Origin of the sequence: Castellaniella sp., assembly GCF_034674885.1 — a bacterium.
Taxonomy (GTDB): Bacteria; Pseudomonadota; Gammaproteobacteria; order Burkholderiales; family Burkholderiaceae_B; genus Castellaniella.
Window position 1 is genome coordinate 1 of sequence record NZ_JAUCDS010000031.1, and the last position, 12,229, is coordinate 12,229.

At 65.5% G+C, this 12,229-nt stretch carries 11 protein-coding genes; 8 read left to right on the forward strand and 3 right to left on the reverse strand.

What is annotated here, in order from left to right; genetic code table 11:
* From prpD to efp, 6 genes are all read left to right on the forward strand, one after another.
* Positions 1 to 933 (forward strand): 2-methylcitrate dehydratase (gene prpD / locus VDP74_RS13550; protein WP_323000174.1); only part of this gene is annotated, 933 nt, incomplete at its 5' end.
* Positions 923 to 1,237, forward strand: coding sequence for a GNAT family N-acetyltransferase (locus VDP74_RS13555; protein ID WP_323000175.1), 315 nt, complete (start codon positions 923 to 925; stop codon positions 1,235 to 1,237). The genes prpD and VDP74_RS13555, both read left to right, overlap by 11 nt.
* A 661-nt stretch (positions 1,238 to 1,898) precedes the next feature.
* Positions 1,899 to 4,484, forward strand: coding sequence for a bifunctional aconitate hydratase 2/2-methylisocitrate dehydratase (gene acnB / locus VDP74_RS13560; RefSeq protein WP_323000176.1), 2,586 nt, complete (start codon positions 1,899 to 1,901; stop codon positions 4,482 to 4,484).
* A 180-nt stretch (positions 4,485 to 4,664) separates the two neighbouring features.
* On the forward strand, positions 4,665 to 5,867 hold the full coding sequence (locus VDP74_RS13565; protein WP_323000177.1) for a DUF2863 family protein: 1,203 nt from the start codon (positions 4,665 to 4,667) through the stop codon (positions 5,865 to 5,867).
* A 61-nt stretch (positions 5,868 to 5,928) separates the two neighbouring features.
* On the forward strand, positions 5,929 to 7,023 hold the full coding sequence (gene earP, locus VDP74_RS13570) for an elongation factor P maturation arginine rhamnosyltransferase EarP (RefSeq protein WP_323000178.1): 1,095 nt from the start codon (positions 5,929 to 5,931) through the stop codon (positions 7,021 to 7,023).
* Between the two features lie 85 nt (positions 7,024 to 7,108).
* Positions 7,109 to 7,666 (forward strand): elongation factor P, encoded by a 558-nt coding sequence (gene efp / locus VDP74_RS13575; RefSeq protein WP_323000179.1) that lies wholly within the window; start codon positions 7,109 to 7,111, stop codon positions 7,664 to 7,666.
* Positions 7,667 to 7,784: 118 nt separating this feature from the next.
* Here efp and VDP74_RS13580 read toward each other — a convergent pair whose 3' ends face one another.
* The 3 genes from VDP74_RS13580 to VDP74_RS13590 all read right to left on the reverse strand — a co-directional run bounded on the left by VDP74_RS13580 (position 7,785) and on the right by VDP74_RS13590 (position 10,632).
* Positions 7,785 to 8,270: a DUF1178 family protein gene (locus VDP74_RS13580; protein WP_323000180.1), complete on the reverse strand. Its 486-nt coding sequence runs from the start codon at positions 8,268 to 8,270 to the stop codon at positions 7,785 to 7,787.
* Between the two features lie 2 nt (positions 8,271 to 8,272).
* Complete coding sequence (locus VDP74_RS13585) at positions 8,273 to 8,818, reverse strand: thermonuclease family protein (protein WP_323000181.1); 546 nt, start codon at positions 8,816 to 8,818, stop codon at positions 8,273 to 8,275.
* 170 nt (positions 8,819 to 8,988) lie between these two features.
* Positions 8,989 to 10,632 carry an acyl-CoA dehydrogenase family protein gene (locus VDP74_RS13590; RefSeq protein ID WP_323000182.1) on the reverse strand — a complete coding sequence of 548 codons (1,644 nt, stop codon included), beginning with the start codon at positions 10,630 to 10,632 and terminating at the stop codon, positions 8,989 to 8,991.
* Between the two features lie 108 nt (positions 10,633 to 10,740).
* Between VDP74_RS13590 and VDP74_RS13595 the strand changes: the two genes are divergently transcribed.
* Together VDP74_RS13595 and VDP74_RS13600 are read left to right on the forward strand one after the other, a co-directional pair.
* A complete protein-coding gene (locus VDP74_RS13595; RefSeq protein WP_323000183.1) occupies positions 10,741 to 11,121 on the forward strand; it encodes a DUF423 domain-containing protein in 381 nt (126 codons plus the stop codon).
* A 62-nt stretch (positions 11,122 to 11,183) separates the two neighbouring features.
* The gene (locus tag VDP74_RS13600; RefSeq protein WP_323000184.1) at positions 11,184 to 12,227 is read left to right on the forward strand and encodes an adenosine deaminase; all 1,044 of its coding nucleotides are present in this window, start codon (positions 11,184 to 11,186) and stop codon (positions 12,225 to 12,227) included.
* Positions 12,228 to 12,229: the final 2 nt, after the last annotated feature.

Here is a 12,229-nt window from a genome sequence, read left to right on the forward strand (position 1 = left end):
CTGGTCAAGGTCGCCTCGACCGCCGTGGTGTCCCAGATGCTGGGCCTGTCGCGCGAGGAAACCATCAACGCCGTATCCCTGGCCTGGGTGGACGGCCAAAGCCTGCGCACCTATCGCCATGCCCCCAACACGGGCAGCCGCAAGTCCTGGGCAGCCGGCGACGCCACCAGCCGCGCCGTGCGTCTGGCCCTGATGGCCCGCACGGGCGAAATGGGCTACCCGTCCGTGCTGAGCGCACCGACCTGGGGCTTCTACGATGTGCTGTTCAAGGGGCAGCCCTTCAAGTTCCAGCGTCCCTATGGCAGCTACGTCATGGAAAACGTGCTGTTCAAGATCTCCTTCCCGGCCGAATTCCACTCGCAGACGGCCGTGGAATGCGCCATGGACATCCATGCAAAGCTGAAATCCCTGGGCAAGACCGACGCCGACATCAAGAAGATCACGATCCGCACCCACGAGGCCTGCATCCGCATCATCGATAAAAAGGGCCCGCTGCACAATCCGGCCGACCGCGACCACTGCATCCAGTACATGGTGGCCGTACCCATCATCTTCGGCCAGCTGACCGCAGCCGACTACGAGGACAGCGTCGCCGCCGATCCGCGCATCGACGCCCTGCGCGACAAGATGGTCTGCGTGGAAGATCCCGCCTTCACCCAGGATTACCATAATCCGGAAAAGCGTTCGATCGCCAACGCGCTGACGGTGGAATTCAACGACGGCTCGAAGCTCGACGAACTGGTCTGCGAATACCCGATCGGCCACAAGCGCCGCCGCAAGGACGGGATCCCGCTGCTGGAAGCCAAGTTCCGCAAGAACCTGACGCGCCAGTTCCCGGCCCGCCAGCAGCAGCGCATCCTGGATGTGTCGCTGGACCAGGCAAAGCTGGAAGCCATGCCGGTGCACGAGTACGTGGATCTGTATGTCATCTAAGTCCGCCAATCCTGGCGCCGCTGCGGCGGCGCTGCGCGCGATCCGGCACAACGAGGCCGCCCATCGGTTCGAGTTCACGGAAGACGGCCAGTTGTGCGTGCTGGACTATGTGCTGGACGGCGCGGTGGCGTCCTTCGTCCATACCGGGGTGCCTGCCCCGGTGGGCGGGCGCGGCATCGCCGCGGATCTCGTGCGCTTCGGGCTGGATACGGCCCGGACGCGCGGCTGGAAGGTCCGGCCTGTGTGTTCGTATGTCGCGGCTTATGTGCAGCGGCATCCGGAATATTCGGACCTGGTGGACTGATTTCCTGCACGTGCACGCCACTTCTGCATGCGCACGCCCGTGGCGGTGGTGTCTGTGCGGGCGCCAGACAGCGGTCCGGCCTTTGGCCGGACTTCCCGGATCTTCCTCGTACGGGTGGGCGGCCCGCGAACTCGGGTCGCTTCGCGCCCCTCAGACAGCGCGGGCCGAAATCCCCCACCCTCCCTTCGGAAGCATCCGGCGCTGTCCGACTGCGCCCGCACAGACACCACCGCCGCAGGCTTGGGTCATCATGACACCCACCACAGTCTGAACCATCAGGGCGCCGGTCTGCGCCTATAGCTCAATCTCAGGCTTGGTTGGACTGGCGGGGGGCTGACGCGCCCGGTCGACCAGCGCCGGATGCTTCCGAAGGGAACCGGGGGGACTTCGTCGGGCGTGTTTGAGGCCGAAGGCCGAGTTCGCCCGACGCCCCGGTGGACGAGGAAGATCCGGGAAGTCCGGCCAAAGGCCGGACCGCTGGTTGGGGCGCGTCAGCCCCCCGCCAGTCCAACCAAGCCCAACAGCAGGTGACCTGACTCAAGAACACTCAAAACCCCCACATAAAATCGCCAACTCTTATATCTTATATAAGACTGTTGCCTGAACGATGCTTCTTCTTTAAAATAACGCCGTTCTCAAACCCTTCTTCCTGGGGCACCCCATGCTGGAATCCTATCGCACTGAAGCCGCCGCTCGCGAAGCCATCGGCGTATCACCGCTTCCCCTGACGGCCCAACAGACGGCCGATCTGATCGAACTGCTGAAAAACCCGCCCGCTGGCGAAGAGCAATTCCTGCTGGACCTGCTGACGCACCGCGTTCCGGCCGGGGTGGACGACGCCGCCCAGGTCAAGGCGTCCTACCTGGCCGCCGTCGCACTGGGCAAAGAAGCCTGCCCCCTGATCGACGCCAAGCACGCCACCGAACTGCTGGGCACCATGCTGGGCGGCTACAACATCAGCGCCCTGATCGAACTGCTGGACCACGCCGACCTGGCGCCGGTCGCCGCCGAAGGCCTGAAGAAGACCCTGCTGGTCTTCGACGCCTTCCACGACATCGAGGAAAAGGCCAAGGCCGGCAACGCCCACGCCCAGGCCGTGCTGCAAAGCTGGGCCGACGCCGAATGGTTCACCAGCCGCCCCGAAGTCCCGCAAAGCCTGACCCTGACCGTGTTCAAGGTCACCGGCGAAACCAACACCGACGACCTGTCGCCCGCCCCCGACGCCTGGAGCCGCCCGGACATCCCGCTGCACGCGCTGGCGATGCTGAAGAACCCGCGCGACGGCATCACGCCCGACGCCGCTGGCCAGGTCGGTCCGATCAAACTGTTGAACGAACTGAAGGCCAAGGGCCATCTGGTCGCCTACGTAGGCGACGTCGTGGGCACGGGATCCTCGCGTAAATCGGCGACCAATTCCGTCATCTGGCACACCGGCGAAGACATTCCCTTCGTGCCGAACAAACGCTTTGGCGGTGTCTGTCTGGGCAGCAAGATCGCCCCGATCTTCTACAACACCATGGAAGATTCCGGTGCTTTGCCGATCGAACTGGACGTCTCTGCCATGAACATGGGCGACGTCATCGAACTGCGTCCCTACGAGGGCAAGGCCCTGAAGAACGGCCAGGTGATCTCCGAATTCCAGCTGAAGTCGGACGTGCTGCTGGACGAGGTCCGCGCCGGCGGCCGCATTCCGCTGATCATCGGTCGCGGCCTGACGGCCAAGGCCCGCGCCTCGCTGGGCCTGCCGCCCACGACGTTGTTCCGCCTGCCCGAATCCCCCGCCGACACCGGCAAGGGCTATTCCCTGGCGCAGAAGCTGGTCGGCCGCGCCTGCGGCCTGCCCGAAGGCCAGGGCGTGCGCCCCGGCACCTACTGCGAACCGCGCATGACCTCGGTCGGCAGCCAGGACACCACCGGCCCCATGACCCGCGACGAACTGAAGGACCTGGCCTGCGTGGGCTTCTCGGCCGACCTGGTGATGCAGTCCTTCTGCCACACCGCCGCCTATCCCAAGCCCGTGGACGTCAAGACCCACCATGAACTGCCCGCCTTCATCAGCACGCGCGGCGGCGTGGCGCTGCGCCCGGGCGACGGCATCATCCACTCGTGGCTGAACCGCATGCTGCTGCCCGACACGGTCGGCACCGGCGGCGACTCGCACACCCGTTTCCCGATCGGCATCAGCTTCCCGGCCGGTTCCGGCCTGGTGGCCTTCGCTGCCGCCACCGGCGTCATGCCGCTGGACATGCCGGAATCCGTGCTGGTGCGCTTCAAGGGCAAGATGCAGCCCGGCGTCACGCTGCGCGACCTGGTCAATGCCATTCCGCTGTACGCCATCAAGAAAGGCCTGCTGACGGTCGAAAAGAAAGGCAAGAAGAACATCTTCTCCGGCCGCATCCTGGAAATCGAAGGGCTGCCCGACCTGAAGATCGAACAGGCCTTCGAACTGTCCGACGCCTCGGCCGAACGATCCGCCGCCGCCTGCACGGTGCGCCTGAACAAGGAACCGATCATCGAATACCTGAACAGCAACATCACGCTGCTGAAATGGATGATCGCCAACGGCTACCAGGATGCCCGCACCCTGGCCCGCCGCATCAAGAACATGGAAGCCTGGCTGGCCGATCCGCAGCTGGTCGAACCTGACGCCGATGCCGAATACGCCGCCGTCATCGACATCGACCTGGCCGAGATCCACGAGCCCATCGTGGCCTGCCCGAACGATCCGGACGACGTGAAAACCCTGTCCGACGTGGCTGGCACCGCCATCGATGAAGTGTTCATCGGCAGCTGCATGACCAACATCGGCCACTTCCGCGCCGCCGCCACGCTGCTCAAGGGCAAGCGCGATCTGCCCTCGAAGCTGTGGGTGGCCCCGCCCACCAAGATGGATGCCAGCGAACTGACCAAGGAAGGCCATTACGGCACCTTCGGCACGGCCGGCGCCCGCATGGAAATGCCCGGCTGCTCGCTGTGCATGGGCAACCAGGCCCAGGTGCGCGAAGGCGCCACGGTGTTCTCGACCAGCACGCGGAACTTCCCCAACCGTCTGGGGAAGAACTCCAATGTATTCCTGGGTTCGGCTGAAATGGCTGCGATCTGCTCGGGCCTGGGCCGCATCCCCACCCGCGAGGAGTACCTCGAGGCCATGGGTCTGCTGGCCAAGGACAGCCAGGACATCTACCGCTACATGAACTTCGACCAGATCGAAGACTTCACAGCAGTGGCCAACACGGTCGAAGCCTGATCCCCCCCCCGCCCCGGAAGCCTCGGGGCGGCTCCCAAAGCCCCGGGCCCTAAACCCGGGGCTTTTTGCATCGAACCCGGCAAACAGGCCGAACGAGACGCCCTATCCCGCCCGGGGCCGGGCAGACAGACGCGGTACACTAGGAGATCCTCTGGTGCCAGTCTCTCTTTTCGGTTTCTCATGCCCGCCCGTTCCCGATCTTCTTCTCCATCCCGGACGTCGCTTTCCCTGATCGCCCTGGCTGAAGCCCTGTCCCAGTCAGGCAGTCAACTGGAAGACCGCTGGTGGCAGCAACAGCTCGGCGAAGCGCTGGACAAAGCCCTGGCGGCCCGGCAGGGGCACGCCGTGGAGAACGCGCTGGACCGCCTCCTGGATCAGCGATCCCCAGCCTACGAAATCCTGGTCGAGCAGGCCGAGGCCCATTCCGAATCCCTGGCCTTCACCCACCAGGATCAGGCCTACGAGGCCCTGCTGATTTCCGCCCCTCTGCTGGCCTGGACCCGTTACCAGCTGCCCGGCGGGCAATTGACCGCCCAGCACCAGCAACAGCTCATCGACCTGATGCGCACGGCCGTGCTGGCGCCCGACGCCCGCCTGCAGTTGCTGCCCGAACTGATCCGTTTCGACCAGCTGCCGCAGTCCTTTCGCGAAACCCGTAGCTGGGTGCTGTCGCTGGCCCAGATCGCTCTGGGGGGACGGCGCGACCCGCCTGCAGTGCGCGCCGCCGAAACTCCCGAAGACCTGCTGGCCGACGCCTATTTCCTGATGGGCGTGGCGATCGTGTCCAAAGGGCAGGCGTTGTTCCAATGGCAATCCACGCAGCCCGGTCAGCCGCCCGACCGCGCATCGGCAACGGCTTTATGGGCCGAAGGCTGCGCCCGCATCACGGAATCCCTGTTCACCGGTTGCCTGACTGAATACCTGCCGCCCGAAGCCTTCTATACCAGCACCCGGCAGGCCGACCAGGGCATCCGCCCGTTGACACTGAAGGCCGCCATCACCTGGCTGCAGACGGCCGCCCACATCCCAGGCACGGACCTGAGAGCCGCCATCGTCGCCTGCGGCGAACAGACCATCGAGGAATACCGCATCGGCTTTTGCACCCGCCAGAACAACGATGTGATCTACGGCTGCGTCTGGCCTTCGCTCAGCCGCGAGGAATCCTCCCCCAACCCCGAGGAAGACGGCCAGGTCGATACCTGGGACACCCTGGCCGCCCTGCTGCGCGAATCAGGCATCCAGGACGTGCGCCGCCTGCCCGGCCTGCAGGCCATGGAATTCTGCGAAGACTGCGGCACCCCCTATTTCCCCAATATGCTGGGCGAAATGCAGCACCCGGAGCTACCAGAAGAAATCGACCCCGAACCGGTCCAGTTTCACTGACGACCCGGCCTCGGGCATCGGCCAGGGCCGATCCCGAAGCTGCCAGATCTTTCCCGCGCCGATGAATGCCCCGAACTTCGACATTTTCTGTCGCGTCGTCGATAACTACGGCGACGCCGGCGTGTGCTGGCGTCTGGCCCGCCAACTGGCGACGCTGGGCTGCGGCACGCGCCTCTGGATCGACGATCTGAGCGTGCTGGCCCGCCTGGCGCCCGAGGTCGACCCGGCACACGAGCTGCAATCCATCCAAGGCGTGCAGATCGGCGCCTGGCATGCCGCCAAGCACGCGCAGGCCCCTGCGCAGGGCGTGGTCATAGAAGCCTTCGCCTGCGACCTGCCGCCCGGCTACGCGGACACGATGGCAACGCGCGACTGCCTGTGGATCAATCTGGAATACCTCAGTGCGGAATCCTGGGTGGAAGGCTGCCACGGCCTGCCGTCGCTGCAGGCCAGCGGCATTCCGAAGTATTTCTTTTTCCCTGGCTTCAGCCCTGCCACCGGAGGCCTGTTGCGAGAAGGCGATCTGTCCATCCGCCGGCAGCAGGCGCAGGCGCAGGATCGGCGCACCCGCCTGCAGGCCCTGACAGGGCTGCCCGCGCACGAACTTCCCGCCCCCGGCCTCGTCATGCTGCTGTTCTGCTATCCGGATGCCCCCTGGGCCGGACTGCAAGCCGCCCTGGCGCAGCGGGACACGCCCACCTGGCTGCTGACGCCCGGCGCAGCGCCGTCCGGTCTGTGCAGCCAGGGATCGCTGCGAGTGCTGCCCATTCCCTTCGTGCCGCAAGCCCGCTTTGACGAACTGCTGTGGTGCTGCGACCTGAATTTCGTGCGCGGCGAGGATTCCCTGGTCCGCGCCCTATGGACTGGCAGCCCGCTGGTCTGGCAGATCTACCGACAGGCTGACGATGCCCACCTGGACAAGCTGGACGCCTGGTTGGGGCGCGCCCACTGGCCCGCCCCCGCCAGGGCCCTGACCCGCGCCTGGAACCGGCGCGACAATGCCGGTGTGCAGCAGGCCCTGCCGCAGGCTCTGGCAGCAGACGCCTGGAGCGCCTGGCAATCCCGCAGCCGAGAATGGTCGCAGGAACTGTCGGGCTACGCCGATCTGGCCCAAAATCTGCTGAACTTTTGCCAGAATCGCCGCCGGAAGAGTTAGAATGCACAGTTAATATTTTTTCTGCTTTGCCTCGGAATGCGTTTTCATGCTCGGGGCATGTCAATCCCCGGAGTTTTTTACCTCTATGAAAATCGCCCAAGAACTGCGAGTCGGTAACGTCGTGATGGTCGGTAGCGACCCCCTGGTGGTCCAAAAGGCCGAATACAACAAGTCCGGCCGCAACGCCGCCGTCGTCAAGCTCAAATTCAAGAATCTGCTGACCGGCAGCGCCAGCGAGTCCGTCTACAAGGCCGACGAGAAATTCGAGCAGGTCATGCTGGAAAACAAGGACTGCACGTATTCCTATTTCGCTGATCCCATGTACGTGTTCATGGACGAGGAATACAACCAGCACGAAGTCGAAGCCGACAGCATGGGCGACGCGCTGAACTACCTGGAAGAAGGCATGGGCGTGGAAGTCGTCTTCTACGACGGCCGTGCGATCTCCGTGGAACTGCCCACCATCATCGTGCGTGAAATCACCTATACCGAACCCGCCGTCAAGGGCGATACGTCCGGCAAGGTCCTCAAGCCCGCCAAGATCAACACCGGCTACGAACTGTCCGTGCCGCTGTTCTGCAATATCGGCGACAAGATCGAAATCGACACGCGCACCAACGAATACCGCAGCCGCGTGATGTAATCGCGCAGCGGCGCGAAGGGCTTCGATCACCGCATCGGGCCCCGCCATGAAAAAACCGGCAGATGTTCGCATCTGCCGGTTTTTTTATCTTGGCGGCCAGGGCACAAGGCCCCAGGCCCTACTGCAAACGGTCGTCGTCCAGAATATCCGGGATGGGCATGATGGAAATCCCGTCTTCGGCCAGTTCGCGGCATTCTTCCACAGATGCCGTGCCCCGGATCGGGCGTTCCTCGATTTCGCCGCTGTGCATGCGACGGGCCTCGTCGGCGAAACGGGCACCGACGTCATCCGTCTGGCGCACGATCTTGCGGATCTGACGCAGGACTTCCGCCTGCAGGCGCGTCAGCTGATCGCTGGACGGCGCAGCCACAGCGGCGTGCCCCTGCGCGACGGGCTGTTCGGCAGATGCCGCCATGGATTCGCGGCGCAGGTGGCTGACGTTCAGGTGTGGCGCCGACACGCGGCGCGTGATCTGGTCGCTGTGACAGATCGGACAGCGCACCATGCCCTGGGACCGCTGCTCGTCGTAGCTTTCCTGAGAGGCGAACCAACCCTCGAAGACATGGTCATGTTCACACGCGAGATCGAATACTTTGATTGCCATGATCAGCAAATGGGGGCCGAGTGCCCGGTTTCAAGCGCCTTCCAGCATTTCCAGCGCCATTCCCAGGGAGGAACCGGTTTCGGGTCACGCCACAACCCCAGCTGCTGCCGACGCGCCTGATCCTGCAGCGCCAGCAGGCTGTCGTCGCGCAGATATTTGCCACCGCCCTGCCGATTGGCCCAGGCCATGCCGCCAGCCACCATCAGGCGATTGGCCTGCCGGCCATCGGCCAGCGGGACGTCACAGATATCGCGCCCATACTGGTCCCGTTCGTAGCATTGCAGCGTCAGGGTCTCGCCGGCCACCAGATCGGCCAGCGCCTGGCGGGCAGCCTGCCCGTGGGGCTGGCCGGGCTGGGCGCGCCCGTGACCGGTTTCGGGGGCATCGATGCTGGCCAGCCGGACCCGATGCCGGGTGCGTCCCACCAGCACAGTCATCGTATCGCCATCCGCAACCTGCACGACCCTCCCCGACAGCGCATAGGTCCTGGCCGAGGCCGCCCCGGGCCAGGCCATCGATGCGGCCGCACACAGCAGTAGCGCCAGCATGATCCAATGGTGGAACGCGCGTGGCACGGTCAAAGGGCGGAAAAAGCGGCTCGACAGCACAGGGGGTCCTTGGGATTGCCTATAACAAAAAACAGGCTGCACCGAAAGCGCAGCCTGCCGATGCGCCATTGTAATGGACTTGGGCCCAATGGCCTGCCTGACCTGAGCCATCAGTCGGGCCAGGCCCGCCGCAACAAGGCATCCGAGGCCAGGTCCAGAGCCTGCGCGCCGTACACGCGCCCGCCGCCACTGGCCAGGCGGCTATCGACGAAGGCCCGCGACACGCATCCTGGCGCATGGCGCAGCAGCAGGTCCGCCTGCACCAGCAGGACCAGGTCCTGGGCGATCTGCCGGGCGTGCGCCTGCTGCGCATCGGCATCCAGCCGCAAGCCCTGCAACAACCGGTCGGACGTCGCTCTCAGGGCCGGCTCATCGGCGTGGACCTGGGCCAGCGCATCGATTTCCTGCGTCGCCAGTTCGCCCGCCTGCCGGGCAGCCCGCAGGACATCCAGGCACATGACGTTGCCCGAGCCCTCCCAGATGGAATTCACGGGCGCCTCTCGATAAAGCCGCGCCATCGGGCCGTCTTCGATATAGCCATTGCCGCCCCAGACCTCCATGCATTCTGCAACGGCCTCGAGGGCGCGCTTGCAGACCCAGAACTTGGCGGCGGGCGTCAGGATGCGGCGCAACGCCTGTTCGGAGGGGCTCTCCGGATGATCGAACGCCCGGGCCAGGCGCAGCGCCAGCGTGGTGGCGGCCTCGCTTTCCAGGGCCAGGTCAGCCAACACCTGGCGCATCAGGGGCTGATCGATCAATCGGCGACCAAAGGCCTGGCGATGGCGGGCATGATGGATGGCCTGCACCACGCCCTGGCGCAACAGGGCAGCGCTGCCCAGCACGCAATCCATGCGCGTGTACGACGCCATTTCCACCAAGGTGGCGATACCGCGCCCAGGCTCTCCCACCCGCCGCCCCAGCACCCCGGCGAATTCGACTTCCGCGCTGGCGTTCGAGCGATTGCCCAGTTTGTCCTTCAGGCGCTGGATGTGGATCCCGTTGCGCGTGTCGCGATTCAGCCAGCGCGGGACATAGAAGCAGGAATGCGCGTCGCCCTCGCGCGCCAGCATCAGGTGGGCGTCGGACATGGGTGAAGAAAAGAACCATTTGTGGCCCGTCAGGCGGAACCAGCCGTCGCCTGCAGATTCGGCCCAGCTGATGTTGCTGCGCAGGTCGGAGCCCCCTTGTTTTTCCGTCATGCCCATGCCGACCATCATGGATTGCTTGTCTGCCACGGGCATGTCGCGCGCATCGTACTGGCGGCTGGCAAGCCTGGGCTGGAGTTCGGCAAACCAGGATTCCCGGGCCAGCAGGGGAATGGCGGCGCTGGTCATGGTGATCGGGCACAGAGAGCCGGCCTCGACCTGACCGTGCATCAGGTAGTGCGCCGCGCGAGCCACGTGCGCGCCCGATTCGGGCGCAATCCAGGCGCTGCCGTGCATGCCCTGCGCAAAGGCCAGGGACAGGAAGTCCGACCAGCCTGGATGGAAGTCGACCACATCGATGCGATGGCCTGTGCGATCGAAGGCCCGCAAGACGGGAGCCGCGCGGTTGATGTCAGCAGCCAGCCGTGCCAGATCCGCCTGTCCCAGGCGTCGTCCCCAGGCCTCCAGGCCGGGTTCGTGCTGCTGGCCGCCCTCGCGCCGCACGCCGTCCATCAAGGCGGCATCGGTCAGGAACAGATTGCAATCTGGCAGATCGGGCACCTGGTTGTCCGCCTGATGCGTGTCCGACGACTGGCGCAGAACGGCCATGCTGAAACCCCCGAATCGACACGATGTCCGGTCCAGTCTACCCGCGATTCCCGCTGGCGGACAGGCCCCCGATACAATCGAAGCACATCGTTTCTGGAGCTTCCCGCCATGTCCCCCCGTTTCCTGATCCTCTGCGGCGCACTGGTCCTGGCCCTGGGCGTCGCCGCAGGCGCCTTCGGCGCGCACGGCCTGCGGCGCCTGGTCACGCCGGACCTGCTGGATACCTGGCGCACGGCGGCGCATTACCAGGTGATCCACGGACTGGGGCTGCTGCTGATCGCCGCCCTGTGGTCCCGCCTGGCGCCTGGCCCCGCCGCCTGGACAGCAGGCCTGATGCTGGCCGGCCTGCTGATCTTCAGCGCCAGCCTGTATGCCCTAGTCCTGACCGGCATCCGGGGCCTGGGGGCGGTCACCCCCGTGGGCGGCCTGCTGCTGATCCTGTCCTGGCTGGCCCTGGGGCTGGCCGCCTGGCGAGGCGCAGCCGCCTGAAGCCGGACAGCCGCGCCGGGCGCAGCCCTATAATGATTTTTCGTGGTCCAACCGGAACTCTCATGGCCGAAATCTCCTGCGATCCCGGGCTGCGCGACTGGCTGCGCGCGCTGCCCAAGGCGGAACTGCACCTGCACATCGAAGGCACGCTGGAACCCGATCTGATGTTCGCGCTGGCCGAACGCAACCGCGTGTCGCTGCCCTATGACAGCGTCGATGCCGTGCGCGCCGCCTACCGCTTCACCGATCTGCAGTCCTTCCTGGACCTGTACTATGCGGGCGCCAGCGTCCTGGTCACCGAACAGGATTTCCACGACCTGGCCATGGCCTATCTGCAGCGCGCCCATGCCGATGGCCTCGTCCACGTCGAAATCATGTTCGACCCGCAAACCCACACGCAACGGGGCATCGCCATCGGCACCGTGTTCGCGGGTCTGGCTCGCGCTCTGCGCGAGGCCCGCGACACCCTGGGCATCAGCAGTTACCTGCTGCTCAGTTTCCTGCGCCACCTCAGCGAAGAGGACGCCTTCGCCACCCTGGATGCCGCCCTGCCGCTGCGCGACGAGTACGCCGACCTCTGGATCGGCATCGGCCTGGATTCATCCGAACGAGGCAACCCGCCCGAAAAATTCGCCCGTATCTACGCCCGCTGCGCGGAGCTGGGCTTTCGCCTGGTTGCCCACGCGGGCGAGGAAGGCCCCGCCGAATACGTCCGCAGCGCGCTGGAAACCCTGAAAGTCGCCCGCATCGACCACGGGGTGCGCAGCAGCGACGACCCCGATCTGCTGCAGACGCTGATCCGGCGCCGCATCCCCCTGACGGTCTGCCCGCTGTCCAACCTGAAGCTGGGCGTCGTGCGCAATCTGTCCGAGCACAACCTGGCCCGCCTGCTGCGGGCCGGCGCCATGGTCACGATCAATGCCGACGACCCCGCCTACTTCGGCGGCTATGCACTGGACAATTACGTCGCCAGCGCCCAGGCCCTGGACCTATCCCACGACGAACTGATCACCCTGGCCGCCAACAGCCTGCAGGCTTCCTTTCTGCCTCCCCCCGACAAGACCCGCTGGCTGGATCGGCTGGCAGCAGCAGCCCGTCAGGGATGATC

What these genes read in the sequence shown, in the direction of transcription:
- VDP74_RS13555 (WP_323000175.1), top strand. Translation starts at nt 923, where the DNA reads ATGTCATCTAAGTCCGCCAATCCTGGCGCCGCTGCGGCGGCGCTGCGC.
- acnB (WP_323000176.1), top strand. Translation starts at nt 1,899, where the DNA reads ATGCTGGAATCCTATCGCACTGAAGCCGCCGCTCGCGAAGCCATCGGC.
- VDP74_RS13565 (WP_323000177.1), top strand. Translation starts at nt 4,665, where the DNA reads ATGCCCGCCCGTTCCCGATCTTCTTCTCCATCCCGGACGTCGCTTTCC.
- earP (WP_323000178.1), top strand. Translation starts at nt 5,929, where the DNA reads ATGAATGCCCCGAACTTCGACATTTTCTGTCGCGTCGTCGATAACTAC.
- efp (WP_323000179.1), top strand. Translation starts at nt 7,109, where the DNA reads ATGAAAATCGCCCAAGAACTGCGAGTCGGTAACGTCGTGATGGTCGGT.
- VDP74_RS13580 (WP_323000180.1), bottom strand. Translation starts at nt 8,270, where the DNA reads ATGGCAATCAAAGTATTCGATCTCGCGTGTGAACATGACCATGTCTTC.
- VDP74_RS13585 (WP_323000181.1), bottom strand. Translation starts at nt 8,818, where the DNA reads ATGCTGGCGCTACTGCTGTGTGCGGCCGCATCGATGGCCTGGCCCGGG.
- VDP74_RS13590 (WP_323000182.1), bottom strand. Translation starts at nt 10,632, where the DNA reads ATGGCCGTTCTGCGCCAGTCGTCGGACACGCATCAGGCGGACAACCAG.
- VDP74_RS13595 (WP_323000183.1), top strand. Translation starts at nt 10,741, where the DNA reads ATGTCCCCCCGTTTCCTGATCCTCTGCGGCGCACTGGTCCTGGCCCTG.
- VDP74_RS13600 (WP_323000184.1), top strand. Translation starts at nt 11,184, where the DNA reads ATGGCCGAAATCTCCTGCGATCCCGGGCTGCGCGACTGGCTGCGCGCG.